The sequence below is a fragment of the Nostoc sp. genome, assembly GCF_036917355.1.
Classification (GTDB): domain Bacteria; phylum Cyanobacteriota; class Cyanobacteriia; order Cyanobacteriales; family Nostocaceae; genus Nostoc.
Genome location: NZ_JBALDP010000069.1, coordinates 93,001 through 112,593, shown reverse-complemented (window position 1 = coordinate 112,593; position 19,593 = coordinate 93,001). Strand labels below are relative to the sequence as shown.

Sequence of the window (19,593 nt, the reverse complement as noted above, 5' to 3'; positions counted from 1 at the left end):
GCTGGCTCATGAATCGCGTCTGTACAAGAGTTAGGATTTGCATTAATTCATAACTCATAACTCATAACTCATAACTCTTCAGGGCTGGGGTCAAGCATGAATCTTAAGCAAATTGCGAAGGACACAGCCAAAACTCTCCAAAGCTATCTGACTTATCAGGCTCTAAGGACAGTATTGGCACAGCTAGGCGAAACTAATCCGCCATTAGAACTTTGGTTGCATAACTTTTCGTCTGGCAAAATTCAAAATGGTGAGTCATTCATTGAGCAACTGTTGCGAGAAAAACCAGATTTGGCTTTGCGAATCATGACTGTCAGAGAGCACATTGCGGAAGAAATTGCAGAATTTTTACCAGAAATGGTTCGCACTGGCATTCAACAAGCCAATATGGAGCAGCGTCGCCAGCATTTAGAACGCATCACACGAATAGACACATCTAACCCCAGTCTGGAACCAGAACAGCAAACAACTTCAGATCGGGATTTGGATAACTTATCCAATTAGTTCGGTCAATCTACTAGTAAAAATCGCAACCAATTATCAAAAGCTATGCAAACTTTACCAAAAGAGCGTCGTTACGAAACCCTTTCTTATCTTCCCCCTCTGTCTGATGCTCAAATCGCTAAACAAGTCCAGTACATCTTGAATCAAGGTTACATTCCTGCGATCGAGTTTAACGAAACTTCTGAGCCAACAGAATTATATTGGACAATGTGGAAGTTGCCTTTGTTCGGTGCTAAATCTACTCAAGAAGTATTGAGCGAAGTTCAAGGATGCCGCTCTCAATTCAACAACAGCTATATCCGTGTTGTGGGTTTTGACAACATCAAGCAGTGCCAAGTTCTTAGCTTCCTTGTTCACAAACCCAATAGATACTAAGTCTAGTTAGTTGGAATTAATCATGGGATAGTTCAAGTAATTTGTCTATCCCCGTATAGGAGAGGTAGAATTATCTGCCTCTCCTTTTTTATAATTAGGTGTTACGGAACATTGAGCTTCATGATAAAACTCATTCATCATGAAGCTCAATGTTTGCTTTCCACTATCAGCAAACTGGAAAGACTAATATCATTGGAAACTTTAAGCATTTATACCTCACCATCTAATGTATTTATTATCCGAAGCGTCCCGGTTGGTGGGAGAATAAAGACGAGAAATGATGCAAGCCTTGTGTTATCTCCAGCCCAAAGGAATCTGTAGAAATGTGGAAACGAATTGTATTAATTTTGCTATTGGTGTTGAGCTTCAGTCTGAGTAATTCGGATGTTGCGGCTGCTGCTGGACTCAAAAGCTTTGTAGACAGTGGTGATGGCTATCAGTTTTTATATCCTAACGGCTGGCTACCAGTTAAAGTTGCCAATGGGCCAGATGTAGTTTTTCATGATTTGATTGAGGTGTCTGAAAATGTTTCGGTTGTGATTAGCCCAGTTCCAGAAGGCAAAACTTTGTCAGAATTGGGAACCCCAACAGAAGTAGGATACAAATTAGGAAAAGCGGCTCTCGCGCCTCCTGACTCTGGTCGTTCGGCTGAATTAGTCAATGCCGCCCAGCGAGAAGTAGATGGTAAAACATACTACCTTTTAGAGTATGAGGTTAAACTCCCCAATCAACAGCAACGACACAATATTGCCAGCGTTGCTGTGAGCCGTGGTAAACTTTTTACCTTCAACGCCTCAATTCCTGAAAAACGCTGGCAGAAAGTTAAACGGATGATTGATGAGGTTGTTAATTCTTTTGCTGTTTATTAATTGGGGAATGGGGAATGGGAAATAGGGATGGAGAATATATTTAATCACCAATACCCAATACCCAATGCCCAATTAACAAATTTTTCTAAAATCTCATGAAAATCCCACCTTTTGTACTTGCTTCAGCTTCCCCAGCCCGACGCCGCTTGCTGCAAACTGTTGGTATTGAACCGATAGTTCAACCTAGTGACTTTGATGAGTCGCAAATTGAACTAAGTGAACCAGCAGAATTGGTCAAAACTCTTGCCCAGTATAAAGCGGAAACTGTAGCCCCACAGTTTGAATCAGCTTTGATTATCGGTTGTGATTCAGTTTTGTCCATCAATGGTGAAATTTACGGCAAACCAGCAGACTTCTCTGAAGCGATCGCCCGTTGGCAGATAATGCAAGGTAACTTTGGCGACTTGTACACAGGTCACGCCTTAATTGACCATCAGCAAAATCGTACTTTAGTCAAGTCTCAAGTTACAAGAGTTTACTTTGCTCAAATGAGCGAAAAGGCAATTAAAGCTTATGTTGCCACAGGTGAACCACTCAAGTGTGCTGGGGCCTTTGCCATTGAAGGTTTTGGTAGTTTCTTCGTAGAAAAAATTGAAGGCTGTCACACCAATGTAATTGGACTCAGTTTACCCCTGCTGCGCCAGATGCTAAGTGAATTGGGATACGATGTCACTGATTTCTGGCAGCAATAGTCATTTGTCTAAAGTTATTAACCAATGACAAATTACTAATAACTAAATTGCCTGATATTGAGTATTGCTTCGCCATGATCTGGAATCCAGGCTAGCCACTCATCTGCTGAAACCGGACACAATAAAAGTGCTTCGTCAAAACTAAAGGGGTTGGGAAGTTGTAAAAGGTTTACCCAAGTAGAAGCTCTGAACCTCTGTAAGCCTTCCAGATTATTGTGCCTTCTTGTTTGCATAGCAAAATCAGGTCTATGAGAATCTAGTTTCATAGCTTTCTATTAGCCTTCACAAATGGACTAATCTAAAATTATTTCTGTAACCTAGACTACAAAATAAAGAATACTTGTGAAAAGTATCTGTCTTATAAATTTACGTTGGCTGGGTGTAAGTGTTTGCTTATATTGCAGACCACAACAGGTATGGCACGACAAGTTGTAGACTGGCCACTAGATCGCATTCCCAACTAGAATATGTCATTTACTTCTATGCCCTCGCTGCGCGAGCAACAACATCCCCTAATTCGTCAGCTAGCTGATTGTATTGAGGCAGCTTGGCATCAGCACCTGGATTTATCCCCTTACCATTTGCCTAATGAGTTGGGGTATGTGGAAGGTAGATTAGAAGGCGAAAAACTGACGATTGAAAACCGTTGCTATCAAACGCCCCAGTTTCGGAAAATGCACTTGGAACTGGCCAAAATCGGCAATATGCTGGATATTTTGCACTGCGTCATGTTTCCCCGTCCAGAATACAACCTGCCGATGTTTGGTTGTGATTTAGTTGGGGGTAGAGGTCAAATTAGTGCTGCGATCGCAGACCTTTCTCCTATCCGAGTAGAACGCACCTTACCAGAATCTTATAGTTCTGCGCTGACACAGCTACCAGTGCTTAACTTTTCCCAACCCCGTGAATTACCTGAATGGGGAAATATTTTTTCAGATTTTTGTATCTTTGTCCGCCCCAGTTCCCCTGAAGAAGAAACAATGTTTCTCTCGCGGGTGCGAGAATTTTTAGACATTCATTGTACCCAAGCGATCGCCTCACATCCTGTTTCAGTTGAACAAGTCACCCAAAATCTCGCCGGACAACACAACTACTGCACCAAACAGCAGCAAAACGATAAAACGCGACGCGTCCTAGAAAAAGCCTTTGGCCCAGCTTGGGCAGAAAATTACATGACCACAGTTTTATTCGACCTGCCAACTTAATTATCCTCTGCATCTCCCTCATCTCCTCCATCTGTAGGCTCTGCTACGTTTTCAGCTAATGGATAAATGTAGAATTCATTCAACGAGAGTTTTATGGAGTTCCAAAACAGAACAGGGAGAATAGTAAGGTCTTTGAAGCGAATATCACAAAATGGTTTGTTGTCTTGGTAGGTGCAAACAACTAGAGACAGCTAACTCATTGACCAGAAAGTTAAGGAAACTCTGATGTTAGGAATGTTTAAATTGACCCTTCTCTACGAGAGGCTGCACTTCTCTACGAGACGCTGCGCGAACGACTACGCTCAGTGACCACGCCAACGACTTCGCTCAGGGTGAACAGATATTTTTTAGTTAGTTAATCGTTGATTGACTTAAGGAAGACTAACTTTTTTAGCAAGATTGTGTCCAACAAAGGCAACAGTCTATTTTTGATGTTTCTTTTGAATTTTGTGACTAACTATAGCTGTAGTGAATGTAGCAGTAAAGTACCGCATCATACCAATTTAGAATTTTTTATAGAGATGCAATCAATATATCGCGTCTCTATAAAAAATTCATACTGCTTGTGAATTCTGCTAACTCCCATTGCACTCATGTCTCAATAATACTCAGAGTTATTGAATAGTCAGCTACTATAGCGTTTCTCAGTTTCAATACAGACCTAACCCCGCGCCCTAGTAAGCCTCCAAGCCTCCTCGTTTTAAAAGAGAGGTTTGGAGAGAGGTCAAAGTGTATTGCATACATAATGAGCGGCTATAGAAAACACCATTTTGTAAAGCCATAGTGTTGAACGTTCATCACACAATGGATTTTTAAGCCATACCCAGCTTGAAACCACTGTTGTTTGTCCTAACAGCTGGCTGTTGATTAAAAACCTTTTTATTTTTACTTCCATCAGCACAATTCAGGTAAATGGGCAACATACTATGTCAAGGGTGACTGAAAAGCCGAAGCCAAGTGAACAGACACTAAATCATGAACAACCTAAGATTTGGTGGGGTATCGCTGTAGCCGTGCCAGTAGTAATCGCCGCTGGGATACTAGGTACGGCCAAAATCGAGCAGTTAAGAAAACTAACTACATCCGCACCCGTAATGCCATCTACCAATAGCATTAGTGCTGTAGGGCGTTTGGAACCGCGAGGCGAAGTTGTTAAATTGTCCGCCCCATCATCAGGATTAGCGCCATCGTCACGAATTCAGCAACTTCTAGTGAGAGAGGGTGAACGGGTAAAGCAAGGTCAAATTGTGGCAATTTTGGACAACCGCGATACCCAAGTAGCTGGATTACAAGAGGCAAAAGCGAAAGTCCAAGAAGCCAGTGCGAATTTAGCGCAAGTCAGGGCTGGCTCTCCAAGAGATATTCAAGCTCAAAGAGCAGTTATTGCTCGCCTACAAGCGCAGTTAATTGGCGAAAGGAATGCAGGGCAAGCCACGATCGCACGGATTGCAGCTCAGTTAAGTGGTGATAAACTTGTCCAACAAGCAACTGTGAATCGCCTAGAAGCTGAACTTAGTGGGCAAAGAGATGCTCTTAGAGCAACTGTTGTGCGCATTCAAGCCGAACAGCGCAATGCTCAAGTCGATGCCGGACGCTATGATTATTTATACAAAGAAGGTGCTATTTCTCAGCAAGAGCGGGACAGAAGACGCTTGAGTGCAATAACTGCTAATCAGCAGGTGGCTGAAAGCCAAGCTACCCTAAAGCAGACATTGGCAACCTTGCGGCAGCAACTTGCTGAGGCTAGAGCCAACCAAATACAAAATTTAGCAACTTTGCAACAGCAGTTAATCGAAGCTAAAGTTAACCGCGATAAAAATGTCGCAACTTTGCAAAGACAAATCGATGAAGAAAAGGCCAAACTAAGCCGAATTTTAGATGTTAGTCCTACCGATGTGCAAGTAGCGCAAGCCCAAGTTAGTAATGCGATCGCAAATGTTAGAAAGGCCGAAGCAGAACTAAGATTAAGCTACGTTCAAGCACCAATCGCTGGGGAGATTTTAAAAGTTTATACCAAATCGGGTGAAGCGATCGGCGCAAATGGCATTGCTGAAATTGGCCAAACTAACCAAATGTTTGTAATTGCTGAAGTTGCCGAAGACAGCATTGGTAAAGTACGTCTTGGTCAAAATGCTACTATCACCAGTGATAACGGCGCATTTAGCGGCGAATTAAAGGGAACTGTCACTGAAATTGGCAGAAAAATTGGTAAAAAAGATGTGCTGAATACAGATCCAGCCGCAGATGTAGATGCCAGAGTTGTAGAAGTGAAAATTGCTCTGTCTCCAGAAGATAGCCAGAAAGTTTCTGGTTTAACTTACGCCAAAGTTATTGTCGATATTAATAATTAATTAAGTTGTAGGTGAGCAGTAATCCTAATCCATAATTTGATATTTTGGATTCAAAATATTCTTTAATAGTCTGTTTAATCAAATTTAAACATTCTATCAATTCGGTACGGGTGTCACCATAATGGGTTGAAAATCAAAATCGCTACACTTGTTGAGACGCCTATATGAATCAAAAAATACCTCTGTCGTGGCTACAACTGACAAGGGAAAAAACTCGCCTAGCTGTAGCTTTAGCAGGAATTGCTTTTGCCGATATTTTAATGTTTATGCAACTCGGCTTTCGGGATGCTCTGTATTATAGTAACGTTAGATTCCATAACAGCTTGCAAGGCGATATTGTTTTAATTAATAGTCAATCTAACGCTATATTGGCGATGAGAAGCTTTTCGCAACGGCGATTATATAAAGCTTTAGAATTACCCGCAGTTCAATCAGTACATCCGATATATTTGGATTTTACAATCTGGAAAAATCCTGTAACCGGGCGTCCTCGGAGTATTCTAATCTTTGGAATGAACCCAGAAACTAACCTAGTTAACTTACCTGGAGTTCAAGAAAATTTAGATAAACTTAAACTACCTGATGTAGTTCTATTTGACCGTTCTTCTAGGGTAGAGTATGGGCCAATTGCTGCTAATTATGACCAAGGCAAGCCTGTAACAGCAGAAGTGCGAAGGCGGCGAATTAAAGTAGAAGGACTCTTTACATTAGGTGCATCATTTGGTGCAGATGGTAATTTAATTACGAGCGATATCAACTTTCTGCGAATATTCAACAATCGTCAAAAAGGATTAATTGATATTGGGCTAATTAGATTAAAGCCGGGAGCAGATGCTAATGTTGTTGCCCAGCAATTACGAAAGTATTTACCTAATGAAGTGAATGTTTTAACTAAACAAGAATTTATTGATTTTGAGCGGAGCTACTGGGCGAATAGTACAGCTATTGGCTTTATTTTCACATTAGGGACTGTCATGGGTTTTATTGTGGGGACTGTGATTGTTTATCAAATTCTTTATACAGAAGTTGCAGATCACTTAGCCGAGTACGCTACCCTCAAGGCGATAGGTTACACACAAAACTATTTATTGACGGTCATTCTTCAAGAAGCTTTATTATTAGCAGTTTTAGGATATTTTCCTGGAATAGTTTTTGCCTTATTTATGTATGACAGTGCCAGAAATGCAACACTTTTACCAGTTTTTATGAGTTTTGAACGAGCGACGATGGTATTAATTCTGACTATGCTGATGTGCATTATTTCTGGTGCGATCGCAGTTAGAAAATTACGCTCTGCCGATCCAGCAGATATCTTTTAATTAATATTGTATTAATTAAAAGATATTAATAATAAGTTTGACTTATGATAAAAACTAAGCAAATTTAATTTTTGACAGTCACTACAGTTAAATTTTGGGACTAATAATTTATAACTAACAAAAATATGATGGAAAAAGAACCTGTAATCGCCATTAAAAATCTCAATCACTTCTATGGCAAAGGTGCACTGAGAAAACAGATATTATTTGATATCAACCTAGACATTTATCCAGGTGAGATTGTGATTATGACCGGGCCATCAGGTTCAGGTAAAACAACATTACTAAGCTTAATTGGTGGTTTGCGGTCTGTACAAGAAGGAAGTTTAAAATTTTTAGGTGAAGAACTTATTGGCGTCAGTCAAAACAAATTAGTGCAGATGCGACGCAACATTGGTTATATTTTCCAAGCTCACAATTTGCTAGGGTTCTTAACAGCCAAGCAAAATGTGCAAATGGCAGTGGAATTGAACGATAATATTTCTCAAGCAGAAGCAATGGCTAAATCAAAAGCTATGCTGGGGTCTGTTGGTCTAGAAGAACGAGTTGATTACTACCCAGACAATCTTTCTGGTGGACAAAAACAAAGAATTGCGATCGCCCGCGCCTTAGTGAACCGTCCCCCCTTGGTACTAGCGGACGAACCAACAGCAGCATTAGACAAACAATCAGGACGCGATGTTGTGGAAATAATGCAGAGTCTAGCCAAAAATCAGGGAACTACTATCTTATTAGTGACACACGACAACCGCATTTTAGACATAGCCGATCGCATCGTCGAAATGGAAGATGGTCTTTTAACCCGTAATTCCCCCAATACATTTATTCAGTCATGATTTTTAGTCATTAGTCATTTGTCCTTTGTGAACGATCAATGACCAATGACCAATTGACTAATCACAACCATAATTTATTGTCTCGCCGAGCCTGATTTTTTAATTCCAGATGACTTTGGTGGAGTTGGAGTGTTTGGTTGACGACTAGTACGGAAAGTTACATTCACCCCTTCATTCGATTGTTCCAGTACTAGTAAAGGCGTAGGTTTAGCCTTTTGATCCCAATGCATGGTAGCAATCCGACCTTGAATTATTGGCTGCCAACTATCTTCGTCTTCTATAGGGCTTAGGTAAGTTTCTATACAATCAATAATTTGACTAATAGTCGCAGACGTTGCTTGCGTCGGTAACTTCATTAACTTGATTTGAATCCGAAACAGCACTCGCTTGGCAGAGTTACCTGGACTACCAGTCTCATACTCGACATCAAAAATTTCATCTACTTGCCGTCCAGCGCTATTAGCAATTCCAACCGATCCTTGTTGGGCTTGACTTGGACGCAGGGCTTGAGAAATTTTTTCTTTGATCTGAATTTTTATTTGATTAAGAATTGCAAAATGAAACACCTCCTCTGACATCCGCATCCGCAGATAATCCAGGTTAAAGTCCCGTGAATTCACCAAATCAGGATTAGTTTCCATTTTGCGAATTGTTTCCAGCGCCAGCTTAAACTTTTTCTCTAGTTCTCTGGCGCGGAATTGTTCAAACTTAAGTTTTTTATCCAGCTTATCCTTCTGGAGTTTAGTATACACAATCAAAGCAATCACCACTAAAGCCAGTCCTCCAGAAGTTACCAACAATAATGATGGTATTTGAGGATTACTTGCTGGCACTTCCTGGGATGCCTTTTTAGTAGTCTTTTTCCCGGAGGATTGGGCAAGAAACATTGAAGTGGACATGGTGGGAAACTGAAAAACTTGACTCCTGATGTTTAGGATGCCCAAATATTCAATCCCATATTGCTGTATCATTAATATTTTTTACAAGCCTTTTACAAACCGTATATGTCCAGAGATTTGAGCCTCGCTTCCCTATCTGAGGTTTCATCTACTTGCCTGAGCAATATTCGTCTGATAGCCACAGATATGGATGGCACCCTGACTAGACGAGGAAAATTTACTCCTGCACTGCTGCAAGCTTTAGAGGATTTAGCCGCAGCTGACATTAAAGTACTAATTGTCACCGGACGTTCTGCTGGGTGGGTAAGTGGATTGAGTAGCTTAATGCCAGTGGCAGGTGCGATGGCAGAAAATGGCGGTTTGTACTTTCCACCTGGAAATCAGAAACCAGTAGTTTTAACACCCATTCCTGATTTAGTTCAACATCGCCAGCACTTGGCTACAACTTTTGAGAATTTACAAACTAAATTTCCCCAAATCCAAGAATCTGCTGATAATCCCTTTCGCGTCACCGACTGGACTTTTGATGTAGCTGGTTTGCGTGAAGACGAACTACAAACCCTAGATAATCTCTGTCAACAAATGGGTTGGGGATTTACCTATAGCAATGTGCAGTGTCACATTAAACCCCAAGGACAAGATAAAGCCGTGGGATTGTTGCAGGTATTGCGTGAATATTTGCCCCAGTATTCATCAGAACAAATTGTCACTGTTGGCGATAGTCCCAATGATGAAAGTTTATTTGATCGGCGTTATTTTCCTGTTTCTGTAGGTGTGGCAAATGTTCTGGAATATGTGAATCAGTTAAAATATCAGCCTGCTTACATTACCACTGCTGCCGAAGGGGAAGGATTTTGTGAGTTATCTAGTTATATTTTGAAAAGCTTGCATATCTCAAGTTAGAGAGAAGTAGAGTTGTTCTACAATAATCTCGTAGCACTGATTTTACAACCATGACTGCTACTTTACCTGTTAGTGTCGAATCAGAAATATTTTACCCCAGTGCTGATGGTCAACCAGTGGCAGAAACTTACGACCACCTTTATGCTTTACTAACTACCTTAGAAGTCCTGAAACAGTATTTGGCAAATCGTCAGGCAACAGTATTGGGAAATCAATTTCTTTACTATGCACAGGGCTTTCCCAAATTGCGGGTAGCCCCAGATGTAATGGTGATTTTTGATGTTGCACCTGGCGGTCGGGACAACTATAAAGTTTGGGAAGAGGGGCAAGTACCCACAGTTATTTTTGAAATGACATCCTTTGGGACAAAGGGACAAGACGAAATCTTCAAAAAGACCCTCTATGAGCAGCTAGGTGTCAAGGAATACTGGCTATTTGACCCGAAAGGCGAGTGGGTGGAACAACAGTTACGTGGCTATCGTCTGCGGGGAGAAATCTACGAACCTATAGAGGATGGACGCAGTGAACCGTTACAACTGCGGTTGGTGGTTGAGGGAAGGCTAATTGGGTTTTATCGAGAGGATACAGGGGAAAAATTACTGATCCCTGGTGAACTGGCACAGGCTTTAAGGCAGGAAGTTTTAGCAAGACAGCAAGCAGAAGAACTGGTAGAACAGGAACGCCAACGAGCTGAACAGGAAAGCCAACGAGCTGAACAGGAACACCAACGAGCTGAACAGGCAGAATTGCAGATAGAACAGTTAAAGGCAAGGTTGCGATCGCTCAATGTAGACCCCGACACTATTGAGTAACATGCACCAGAAATTGCTATAGCTACGCCCGTCGTAGACGTAGTAGGTGTTATGAACTAGTAGACAATTTGTTACCTGTGTTTTTGCTACATTTATTACCTGAGACAGAATACAATAGATGAATCTCTAAGGCGTTTCAATCTAGTAAGTCTCAACAATACTAATTTAATTGAGAAGACTGTTTTATACAGTCCTTCCCAAGTAAAACTGAATCAAAGGATAAATAAACCGCCAGCCCTTTAAGCACCCAGAGACGCTAAGAGATTAACAGATACTTCAAGGATAGATTAGCGTTTTATTTCCTACTTCCACTAGAAAGTCCAAGATTAATAAGAATTTGCCTTTAAAAAGTGAGGTATAAAATTATGCAAGAAATTGAAAGATTCTTTGGCAACTTGTTCAGTGGCATAATCAACCGCTTTAAGTATTCTGCGATGGACGCTGCCGATCGCAAAATGAGAGAAACCATCGACGATCAGATCGAACAACGGCGACAAAAACCCAAACCCCAAGATCGAGAAAACCGCGAGTAGACCTTTAAAACAGCAAGATTTTCATTACTAAGTGCTGCCCGATTGTTGAGTAGGCAGCACTATTTTTTTGACCTCACTCGGTCAAGCAACTACAACTCTTCCGGAATATGTTAACCTAGTATGGTTAACTAATCTCGCACATCTAAGAATTCGGGTGTTTCCCGATTGGGAAATACACTTGGATGGAGGTTTAACCCGAATCGGAGTTGAAAAATATATGCCAGTAGTTTCATTGGCTCAAATGATGGAGTCAGGGGTTCACTTTGGGCATCAGACCCGGCGTTGGAACCCAAAAATGTCTCCTTACATTTATACTTCCCGCAATGGCGTGCATATTATCGACTTGGTGCAAACTGCCCAGTTGATGGATAATGCTTACAACTACATGCGATCGCACGCAGAACAAGGGAAGAAATTTCTTTTCGTCGGCACCAAGCGTCAAGCAGCTGGAATTATTGCCCAAGAAGCTAGCCGTTGTGGTTCCCACTACATTAACCAACGCTGGTTGGGCGGAATGTTGACCAACTGGGCAACCATCAAAACACGGGTTGACCGTCTGAAAGATTTAGAACGCCGTGAAGAAACTGGCGCACTAGATTTATTGCCGAAAAAAGAAGCGTCAATGCTACGTCGGGAAATGACGAAGCTTCAGAAATACTTGGGCGGCATTAAAACAATGCGAAAAGTGCCTGATATCGTGGTAATCGTAGACCAACGCCGGGAATATAACGCAGTTCAAGAATGCCAAAAGCTGAATATTCCCATTGTGTCCATGTTGGATACAAACTGTGACCCCGATGTAGTAGATATCCCCATCCCAGCAAACGACGATGCTATCAGATCAATTAAGCTGATAGTCGGAAAATTGGCAGATGCCATTTATGAAGGTCGTCATGGTCAGCTGGATGTTGAAGATGATTACGAAGATTACGACGGTAGTGAGTATGACGATGACTACGAAGAAACCGAATATACTGATGCCGTAATTCCCGACGAGGAAACAGAAGAATAGTTCTGAGTTAAGAGTGCTGAGTGCTGAGTAAGATAGAAAGACTCAGCAAATTCAATAGTGCTGAGTCTTGATTTTTGAAGTTGTAAGTTGTGATTTGTCAATGAAGAATAAAATTGATAACTGAACACTCAAAACTCAGCACGGGCTAAACGCCGAGCTAACGCTAACAAAACTCAGTACTCAGTACTAAATTAGGTGAGTGATTACAACTCAAGGTCAAGTTAGGAATTGAGGGAACATGGCGGAAATATCTGCAAAACTCGTCCAAGAGCTACGCCAAAAAACTGGTGCTGGCATGATGGACTGCAAAAAGGCGCTGATAGAGACTGAAGGCAACGTAGAAGAAGCCGCAGACTGGCTACGGAAAAAGGGCATCTCTAAGGCGGGAGCAAAAAGCGATCGCATTGCGGCAGAAGGTCTAGTAGAGACTTACATTCAGCCTGAAGGTCGAGTGGGTGTACTCATAGAAGTCAACTGCCAAACCGACTTTGTTGCTCGTAACGAGGCTTTTAAAGCTTTAGTTAAGAATCTAGCAAAGCAAGCAGCGACAGCTGATAGTGTTGAGTCTTTGCTGGCTCAACCCTATATTGAGAATAAAAGTGCGACTGTAGAAGAATCCATCAAGCAAACTATTGCCACTCTTGGTGAAAACATCCAAGTGCGCCGCTTTGTTAATTTTGCAATAGCAGAAGGCACACAAGGTGTAGTAGATAGCTACATTCACACTGGCGGTCGAGTTGGTGTATTAGTAGAACTGGGTTCCCAAACTGAGTCAGTGGCTGCTAATTCAGAGTTCCAAACCTTGGCACGGAACACTGCAATGCAAGTTGCAGCTTGTCCCAATGTCGAGTATGTGAGCGTAGATCAAATCCCCACCGAAATTGCCCAAAAGGAAAAAGACATTGAAATGGGCAAGGATGATTTGGCGAACAAGCCTGAAAACATCAAAGAAAAGATTGTTCAGGGACGGATTGAAAAACGCTTGAAAGAATTAACTTTGCTCGATCAACCTTACATTCGCGATCAAAGTATTTCTGTGGAAGACTTGATAAAGCAAGTGAAGGCACAATTAGGCGAAGAGATTCAAGTGACTCGCTTTGTCCGTTACATACTGGGCGAAGGCATTGAAAAGCAAGAAATCAGCTTTGCTGATGAAGTCGCTGCACAAATGGGCACTAAGTAATATTAGTTAGGAGTTAGGAGTTAGGAGTTAATAGGAAGTTAACTTCATAATTCATAACTTATAATTCTTAATTCCTAACTGTTTAAAGTACGGGTCAAGCAAATAGCCTGACCTGTATTTTATTTAGTAAAGACAGAAAATTTCGCATTTAATTTAAAATATAAAATTCTCTGAAAAGTTATCCTAAAATAAGTTTGTACATTTGTACTATGTAATGGTTCAGATGGGCAAGAGCGAAAAAATATGGCAAGAGCAATCGAGCGAATTGAGCAGGATATTGCAGCACTCCAAGAAGCGATCCGGGCGATCGCAATCGAACTACAAAGCGCTTATGCTAGTTATCTAAATACCTTAGGGCTAGCTGTACGCAAACAGTTGATTCTCGCAAGTTACCACCTCTGCACTCAAGGATATCCCGAAAACTTTTTGCATTTGTCATTGAATCAGCGCCAACAATTGCAACAAGCCATCCGTAAGTTGGGTCAACTGGCAGCTGAACAGTTGCTCATTTATCTTACAAGTGAAGAATCAGCGGAAGATGAGGTGGATGAGGAAGACGATATAGATGAGGAATATGAGATGGATGAGGAAGTAACACCCTCTTCATCTTCACTATTTCTGAACACTTCTAGTTCTCAGTATCTCACTGCCAACACCTCCGATCCGATAGAACTAGCAAAATGGCAACAGAAATTAGAAGAAGCTGCGCAAGATATACTGAAAAAACTTTCGCATGATGCTAATCTTTTGTTACAAAAAGCTGGAGTATTGCCGAAAAAATTACCAGAACCGATTTTAGCAGCAGCAGCGGCAGCATCAGAAGCATCTGCTGAGGTCATGCCAGGGCCACCCAATTTATTAAACTTAGTAATTGAAATTGAAAATGAGCAACAGTCAGAAGATTCTGGACTGACTCAAATTATGGCTATTAACCTGCGGCTAGGAGAAATTGAATTTGCTGATGTGACACTTTCCTCCGATCGCAAGCGAATCCGCAGTATTTTAGTTCAGCTAAACAAACTAGGACGAGAGTATAAAAAGAGATATAAAGAAAAGGCGATCGCTGAAGCGGAAGCTGCATGGCGCGCTAGTTGGTTTGAGGATTAGTCATTTGTCGAGAGTCAAATGACCAATGACCAATGACCAATGACTAATGACCAATGACCAATGACCAATGACTAATGAAAAACCAGATTGGATACGATTGCATAAAGCCTTGGCAATAGAAGCTGAACGTGGCTTTACAGACTTGATGGGCAGAGAATACCGTTTCAGTGAATTTCTGAGCCTAACTTTGGGCAAATTCCCAACAGGCTTACCCCAAATTGAACGCCGCCGTTGGCAAGGATTAGCGGTGCAATTTGCTAGTTATCCACATCTAGCACTGGAAGAAAGGCAGCATTTAGTAGCAGAGACTCGTAGGTATCTTTCCCAACTACAGCAAGAGGAGCAGCGGAAGGACGGGGAGCATACTTCGACTGCGCTCAGTAACCAGGGGAGCGGGGGAGCAGAGGAGCAAGGGAGAATTTATAAATCCAAAACTCAAAATCGTTCGACTGAGCGTAGCCGAAGTCCAAAATCTCCAATTGTTACTGAGGTGAGTCGGAGACTTGCACCAAAAATTGAGCAAAAACTTAGTGATTTACCAGAAATAGGTTTTAAAAAAGCTGATAATTTGGCACGGCTTGGTTTACATACCGTCCGCGACTTGCTTTTCTACTATCCTCGTGACCATATTGATTATGCGCGTCAGGTGAATATCCGCGAGTTACAGGCGGGTGAGACGGTGACAATAGTGGCTACAGTGAAGCGTTGCAACTGCTTTTCTAGCCCTAAAAATCAGAAATTATCAATTTTAGAATTGGTAGTAAAAGATAACAGCGGTCAAATCAAAATTGGCCGTTTTTACGCAGGTACGCGCTTTAGCAGCCGCGCTTGGCAAGAAAGTTTAAAACGCCGTTATCCAGTAGGTAGCATTCTGGCGGCCTGTGGATTGGTGAAAGAAAGTAAATACGGCTTGACACTAGATAATCCAGAACTAGAGGTTTTGGCAAGTCCAGGAGATACGATTGAATCATTAAATATTGGGCGGGTAGTACCAATTTATGGACTAACTGAAGGCGTGGTGGCGAATACAGTGCGACAGGCGGTAATTGCTGCTTTGCCTGCTGCGGTTAACCTGAAAGACCCCTTGCCAAGTGGTTTGCGGCAGAAGTATGGTTTGATGGAATTGAAAGATGCGATCGCTAATATCCATTTTCCCAGCGATAGCGCTGCCCTACAAGTTGCCCGTCGTCGCCTAGTTTTTGATGAATTTTTCTACCTACAACTTGGATTACTGCAACGTCAACAGCAAGCAAGAGCGATTCAAACCAGCGCCATCCTTGTCCCACGCGGTCAACTTGTAGAGAAATTTAACGAAATACTGCCTTTTCAACTCACTGGCGCACAGCAACGAGTTCTCAACGATATTCTCAACGACTTACAAAAACCTGTGCCAATGAATCGTTTGGTGCAAGGTGATGTCGGTTCTGGTAAAACAGTCGTCGCTGTGCTGGCTATCCTTGCAGCAATTCAATCTGGCTACCAAGCGGCGCTGATGGCTCCCACAGAAGTTTTAGCAGAACAACATTATCGCAAGTTAGTTAGCTGGTTTAATCTACTGCATTTACCAGTGGAATTACTTACAGGCTCCACTAAAGCTGCGAAACGAAGACAAATACATTCTCAGCTAGGAACTGGTGAATTACCTTTGTTAGTAGGAACCCATGCGTTGATTCAAGACCCTGTAAACTTCCAACAATTAGGGTTAGTAGTGATCGATGAACAGCATCGTTTTGGGGTAGAACAACGGGCACGTTTGCAGCAAAAAGGCAATCAACCTCATGTGTTAACTATGACAGCTACCCCAATTCCCCGAACCTTAGCACTGACGATACACGGGGATTTAGATGTGAGCCAGATTGATGAGTTACCACCGGGACGACAAAAGATTCAGACAACAGTATTGTCAGGTCAGCAACGCAACCATGCTTATGACCTGATTCGCCGAGAAATTGTCCAAGGTAGACAAGTTTATGTGGTTTTGCCCTTGGTGGAAGAATCAGAAAAATTAGATTTGCGATCGGCTGTTGACGAGCATCAAAAGTTACAAGAAAGCGTTTTTCCCGACTTTCAAGTAGGGCTGCTACACGGTCGCATGAGTTCAGCCGAGAAGGACGAATCTATTACCAAATTCCGTGATAACCAAACGCAGGTTTTGGTTTCTACTACAGTTGTCGAGGTCGGTGTAGACGTACCTAATGCTACAGTAATGCTCATCGAAAATGCGGAGCGATTTGGCTTATCACAACTGCATCAACTGCGGGGGCGCGTCGGTCGTGGTGCGGCTCAATCTTACTGTCTGTTGATGAGCAGTTCCAGAAGTCCTGATGCTCAACAACGCCTGAAGGTGTTGGAACAATCTCAGGATGGCTTTTTCATCTCTGAAATGGATATGCGTTTTCGTGGGCCAGGGCAAGTACTGGGAACTCGTCAATCAGGAGTGCCAGATTTTACCTTAGCAAGTTTGGTTGAGGATGAGGAAGTCTTACTTTTAGCACGGCAAGCAGCGGAAAAAATAATAGAAATGGATGTTACTTTAGAGCGTTGGTATTTAATGAAAGAAGAGTTGAAGTATCGATATGAGCGATTGATGGGTGGAGCGATTTTGACATAACATATCTTAGTTAGTTTAAAAGAGAAACTGACTATGCATTCCTAACTTTTAAAACTAATTTATTCCTTGAAAGTCCCCTGGAGGTTCTTACTGTAGTTGCCGCAAACGACCCAGAGCAAGAGTTATGAGAACCAGTGCTGTGCATCTCTATTGCCCAGTCGGAGCTTCAACCTGTGTTGTAGACAACATAGGCTATTTTCGTCTGCTTGCCTTTTAATATTTCCTGAACCTCTTTTGACTCTTGTTCCCGTTGCTTTTGATATTCACTGTGAAATGAATACAGAATTTCTTGGTCTTGAGATGCTCTAGTATTCCAATCATCATCACCATATTGCCCCCATTGAGGAATTATGGGACCACCAAGCACCATTACATAAACAATTCCTGTTGAGTTCAATTGCTCTCTATACCAACGTTCACTTTTGTGAAATGGGATATAGAAACCTACATCAAGCAATGAATCTTCAATTTGATTGCGGTAATCTCCTTGAACATTTTGAGTATCGAAGATAGCATAACCACCTGTTTTAAGAGCGTTATAAAAGGTAGTTGCAGCTTGCTTCATACTGGTTGTAGGAAGACCTTGATACGCTTTAATGTTGAGTATTACATCAAAATCATATTCATCCAACGGTTCACGAAAATCATGAACTAGAAAACGCAGATTAGTTGCTTGGCTCTGCTCCAATTTAAGGTCAGCATTCATTTCTTCAGCATTAGAAACTAAAGATGTTATCCCCTGCTGATTCACCTGCCGCAAAAAATCGATCGCCACAACAGAGACATCACTAGCAAGCACATTACAACCTTCATAGGCATAAAAAATAGGTGCAAAACTGATTCCACAGCCTGCAAACCAAACCTTGCGTTGTGATTGATTCCTCACGAAGTCTAAAAATCTCAATTCAGATTCATTGCGCCAAGTTGACCAAACTTGAGGCTGGGGGAGCGCATCTGATTGATTAGCCCAATACTGATTCCATTGTTCATGGTTATCCCAATTCTCTGGAAGTTTACAGTGGCGATGATTTTTCATTTTTCAGGTCAAGTGTAACGAGTCGTCTGTTAATATGTTTCCCGAAAATTACCTGACTCTATCGCTTGCAAGTCAATCTGGCGCTAAATGCTTTAGAGCAGAAGCTTTTTACCCTATGTCGCTTAATCCCTATTACCCGACATCCTGCATCTTTACACGGTGAATTACACGGTGGTACTTACCAAAGGTGTTTAAATCACAATACTTGCTGCATTTGTTCATAGGCTTCATAGACACCCTTTACGTTATACCAATTGAGGAAAATTCGGGCAATTTCTAAAGCTAATTGAGGTCTACCTAAATTAATTAGCCATTGCAATAACGGAGCCATTGTCCGTTCATTTAACGCACCATTAAGTGACAAAATTCCCCAAAGTAAGCGATGCAGCCAAGTCATTTGAATCATCATTCGCACTTCCCATGTGGGATGCTTTTGATAAAACAAAACTCCCATACGTCCGCGTTGAATTTCTTGGTCAATTAATCGGGGAATTTGTTCTAAGTTAAATGCTGGATGCCAGTGATATCCTACTGCTTCTGGACATTTAATTAGTGTTAAACCTAGTTTTTTCAGGCGCACACCTAATTCTAAATCTTCCCAGCCATAGAGTTGAAAACTAGTATCAAAAAGTCCCGCTTTATCTAACCAATGTTTGGGAATTGCGACATTTCCCGTAGCAAAAAAAGCGGCTGAAAAATCTGTTACTTTGTAGGGTTCAGCCGTTGGATTGTTGAAATTACAAGTATTAATAACTGCACCGTAAGTGAAAAAGCGATCGCTCCCCAATTTCTCTTTCCCCTCCACTAGGGCGTCAGCATGAGCTTGCAGGAAATTCTTCAGCACTATTAAATCGCTATCAATAAAGATAATTGTGTCTCCCTGCGCCTGTTCTACCCCCAAATTTCGAGCCGCAGCTGGGCCAGCATGATCTTGCTGAAACCAGCGCACATGGGGAAACTCTTCTTTGTGTGCTGCTAACCACTCCAATGTGCCATCAGTAGAACCATCATCTACCAAGACAATCTCGTAATTAGTAACCGAACTTGGCTGACTTAACTCCTGCAACTCCAAGGCGCGGAGGCACTTTTCTAAAATCGGTTGGCGATTATAAGTCGGTATCACAACGCTGAAAAACACAGTCTCACCCACAACACTATTGATTTATCCATCTCCAGGATAGGACAGATGGGGCGCTGACACTGTTCCTTACTTGATTTGGCTAAGGAAATAGTAGGAGGTGATAATTTTTAGTTAATTAACTTATAACCTCAGCTTAATCATTGTCAAATAGAGTAAGTAATAAAATAAACATCCCTTTATTCTTAAAAACTTATTAGGTATTTCA

General features: G+C 41.8%; 19 protein-coding genes. 15 read left to right on the top strand and 4 right to left on the bottom strand.

Annotated elements, in window-relative coordinates:
• Positions 1–96: 96 nt before the first annotated feature.
• The 4 genes from rcbX (at position 97) to V7K53_RS22465 (ending at position 2,440) form a co-directional block, all read left to right on the top strand.
• Positions 97–504, top strand: a complete 408-nt coding sequence (gene rcbX / locus V7K53_RS22480) for a RuBisCO chaperone RbcX (protein WP_335199769.1) — start codon at positions 97–99, stop codon at positions 502–504.
• Between the two features lie 45 nt (positions 505–549).
• Positions 550–879, top strand: a complete 330-nt coding sequence (locus V7K53_RS22475) for a ribulose bisphosphate carboxylase small subunit (protein ID WP_069072884.1) — start codon at positions 550–552, stop codon at positions 877–879.
• A gap of 323 nt (positions 880–1,202) precedes the next feature.
• Positions 1,203–1,748: a photosystem II reaction center PsbP gene (psbP, locus tag V7K53_RS22470; RefSeq protein ID WP_335199768.1), complete on the top strand. Its 546-nt coding sequence runs from the start codon at positions 1,203–1,205 to the stop codon at positions 1,746–1,748.
• 95 nt (positions 1,749–1,843) lie between these two features.
• Complete coding sequence (locus tag V7K53_RS22465) at positions 1,844–2,440, top strand: Maf family protein (protein WP_335199767.1); 597 nt, start codon at positions 1,844–1,846, stop codon at positions 2,438–2,440.
• A 35-nt stretch (positions 2,441–2,475) separates the two neighbouring features.
• On the opposite strand, the gene V7K53_RS22460 is transcribed toward V7K53_RS22465, so the two are convergent.
• Positions 2,476–2,706, bottom strand: coding sequence for a hypothetical protein (locus tag V7K53_RS22460; RefSeq protein WP_335199766.1), 231 nt, complete (start codon positions 2,704–2,706; stop codon positions 2,476–2,478).
• 201 nt (positions 2,707–2,907) lie between these two features.
• On the opposite strand from V7K53_RS22460, the gene V7K53_RS22455 reads away from it, so the two are divergent.
• The 4 genes from V7K53_RS22455 (at position 2,908) to V7K53_RS22440 (ending at position 8,151) form a co-directional block, all read left to right on the top strand.
• Entirely contained in the window at positions 2,908–3,645 is a 738-nt protein-coding gene (locus V7K53_RS22455; protein WP_335199765.1) for a phycocyanobilin:ferredoxin oxidoreductase, read from the top strand.
• 926 nt (positions 3,646–4,571) lie between these two features.
• Positions 4,572–5,996, top strand: coding sequence for an HlyD family efflux transporter periplasmic adaptor subunit (locus V7K53_RS22450; RefSeq protein WP_335199764.1), 1,425 nt, complete (start codon positions 4,572–4,574; stop codon positions 5,994–5,996).
• 164 nt (positions 5,997–6,160) lie between these two features.
• Positions 6,161–7,315 carry an ABC transporter permease DevC gene (gene devC, locus V7K53_RS22445; protein WP_335199763.1) on the top strand — a complete coding sequence of 385 codons (1,155 nt, stop codon included), beginning with the start codon at positions 6,161–6,163 and terminating at the stop codon, positions 7,313–7,315.
• Positions 7,316–7,443: 128 nt separating this feature from the next.
• A complete protein-coding gene (locus tag V7K53_RS22440; RefSeq protein WP_335199823.1) occupies positions 7,444–8,151 on the top strand; it encodes a DevA family ABC transporter ATP-binding protein in 708 nt (235 codons plus the stop codon).
• A gap of 74 nt (positions 8,152–8,225) precedes the next feature.
• Here the strand turns inward: V7K53_RS22440 and V7K53_RS22435 are convergent, their stop codons facing one another.
• Positions 8,226–9,050 carry a hypothetical protein gene (locus V7K53_RS22435; protein ID WP_335199762.1) on the bottom strand — a complete coding sequence of 275 codons (825 nt, stop codon included), beginning with the start codon at positions 9,048–9,050 and terminating at the stop codon, positions 8,226–8,228.
• 105 nt (positions 9,051–9,155) lie between these two features.
• Here V7K53_RS22435 and V7K53_RS22430 point away from each other — a divergent pair, with 105 nt between their 5' ends.
• From V7K53_RS22430 to recG, 7 genes are all read left to right on the top strand, one after another.
• Positions 9,156–9,953 carry an HAD family hydrolase gene (locus tag V7K53_RS22430; RefSeq protein ID WP_335199761.1) on the top strand — a complete coding sequence of 266 codons (798 nt, stop codon included), beginning with the start codon at positions 9,156–9,158 and terminating at the stop codon, positions 9,951–9,953.
• A gap of 50 nt (positions 9,954–10,003) precedes the next feature.
• Positions 10,004–10,765: a Uma2 family endonuclease gene (locus tag V7K53_RS22425; protein ID WP_335199760.1), complete on the top strand. Its 762-nt coding sequence runs from the start codon at positions 10,004–10,006 to the stop codon at positions 10,763–10,765.
• Positions 10,766–11,130: 365 nt separating this feature from the next.
• Positions 11,131–11,298, top strand: a complete 168-nt coding sequence (locus tag V7K53_RS22420; protein ID WP_335199759.1) for a hypothetical protein — start codon at positions 11,131–11,133, stop codon at positions 11,296–11,298.
• A gap of 217 nt (positions 11,299–11,515) precedes the next feature.
• The gene (gene rpsB / locus V7K53_RS22415; RefSeq protein WP_190913288.1) at positions 11,516–12,310 is read left to right on the top strand and encodes a 30S ribosomal protein S2; all 795 of its coding nucleotides are present in this window, start codon (positions 11,516–11,518) and stop codon (positions 12,308–12,310) included.
• A gap of 238 nt (positions 12,311–12,548) precedes the next feature.
• Positions 12,549–13,493, top strand: a complete 945-nt coding sequence (tsf, locus tag V7K53_RS22410) for a translation elongation factor Ts (RefSeq protein WP_335199758.1) — start codon at positions 12,549–12,551, stop codon at positions 13,491–13,493.
• Positions 13,494–13,736: 243 nt separating this feature from the next.
• A complete protein-coding gene (locus V7K53_RS22405) occupies positions 13,737–14,600 on the top strand; it encodes a hypothetical protein (RefSeq protein WP_335199756.1) in 864 nt (287 codons plus the stop codon).
• Positions 14,601–14,667: 67 nt separating this feature from the next.
• Positions 14,668–17,211 (top strand): ATP-dependent DNA helicase RecG, encoded by a 2,544-nt coding sequence (gene recG / locus V7K53_RS22400; protein WP_335199754.1) that lies wholly within the window; start codon positions 14,668–14,670, stop codon positions 17,209–17,211.
• A gap of 166 nt (positions 17,212–17,377) precedes the next feature.
• Here recG and V7K53_RS22395 read toward each other — a convergent pair whose 3' ends face one another.
• Both V7K53_RS22395 and V7K53_RS22390 read right to left on the bottom strand, forming a co-directional pair.
• Positions 17,378–18,247 carry a class I SAM-dependent methyltransferase gene (locus tag V7K53_RS22395; protein ID WP_335199752.1) on the bottom strand — a complete coding sequence of 290 codons (870 nt, stop codon included), beginning with the start codon at positions 18,245–18,247 and terminating at the stop codon, positions 17,378–17,380.
• Between the two features lie 196 nt (positions 18,248–18,443).
• Entirely contained in the window at positions 18,444–19,397 is a 954-nt protein-coding gene (locus V7K53_RS22390) for a glycosyltransferase family 2 protein (RefSeq protein ID WP_335199750.1), read from the bottom strand.
• Positions 19,398–19,593: the final 196 nt, after the last annotated feature.

Coding starts and splice junctions, on each gene's coding strand:
- rcbX (WP_335199769.1), top strand. CDS start 97: ATGAATCTTAAGCAAATTGCGAAGGACACAGCCAAAACTCTCCAAAGC.
- V7K53_RS22475 (WP_069072884.1), top strand. CDS start 550: ATGCAAACTTTACCAAAAGAGCGTCGTTACGAAACCCTTTCTTATCTT.
- psbP (WP_335199768.1), top strand. CDS start 1,203: ATGTGGAAACGAATTGTATTAATTTTGCTATTGGTGTTGAGCTTCAGT.
- V7K53_RS22465 (WP_335199767.1), top strand. CDS start 1,844: ATGAAAATCCCACCTTTTGTACTTGCTTCAGCTTCCCCAGCCCGACGC.
- V7K53_RS22460 (WP_335199766.1), bottom strand. CDS start 2,706: ATGAAACTAGATTCTCATAGACCTGATTTTGCTATGCAAACAAGAAGG.
- V7K53_RS22455 (WP_335199765.1), top strand. CDS start 2,908: ATGTCATTTACTTCTATGCCCTCGCTGCGCGAGCAACAACATCCCCTA.
- V7K53_RS22450 (WP_335199764.1), top strand. CDS start 4,572: ATGTCAAGGGTGACTGAAAAGCCGAAGCCAAGTGAACAGACACTAAAT.
- devC (WP_335199763.1), top strand. CDS start 6,161: ATGAATCAAAAAATACCTCTGTCGTGGCTACAACTGACAAGGGAAAAA.
- V7K53_RS22440 (WP_335199823.1), top strand. CDS start 7,444: ATGGAAAAAGAACCTGTAATCGCCATTAAAAATCTCAATCACTTCTAT.
- V7K53_RS22435 (WP_335199762.1), bottom strand. CDS start 9,050: ATGTCCACTTCAATGTTTCTTGCCCAATCCTCCGGGAAAAAGACTACT.
- V7K53_RS22430 (WP_335199761.1), top strand. CDS start 9,156: ATGTCCAGAGATTTGAGCCTCGCTTCCCTATCTGAGGTTTCATCTACT.
- V7K53_RS22425 (WP_335199760.1), top strand. CDS start 10,004: ATGACTGCTACTTTACCTGTTAGTGTCGAATCAGAAATATTTTACCCC.
- V7K53_RS22420 (WP_335199759.1), top strand. CDS start 11,131: ATGCAAGAAATTGAAAGATTCTTTGGCAACTTGTTCAGTGGCATAATC.
- rpsB (WP_190913288.1), top strand. CDS start 11,516: ATGCCAGTAGTTTCATTGGCTCAAATGATGGAGTCAGGGGTTCACTTT.
- tsf (WP_335199758.1), top strand. CDS start 12,549: ATGGCGGAAATATCTGCAAAACTCGTCCAAGAGCTACGCCAAAAAACT.
- V7K53_RS22405 (WP_335199756.1), top strand. CDS start 13,737: ATGGCAAGAGCAATCGAGCGAATTGAGCAGGATATTGCAGCACTCCAA.
- recG (WP_335199754.1), top strand. CDS start 14,668: ATGACTAATGAAAAACCAGATTGGATACGATTGCATAAAGCCTTGGCA.
- V7K53_RS22395 (WP_335199752.1), bottom strand. CDS start 18,247: ATGAAAAATCATCGCCACTGTAAACTTCCAGAGAATTGGGATAACCAT.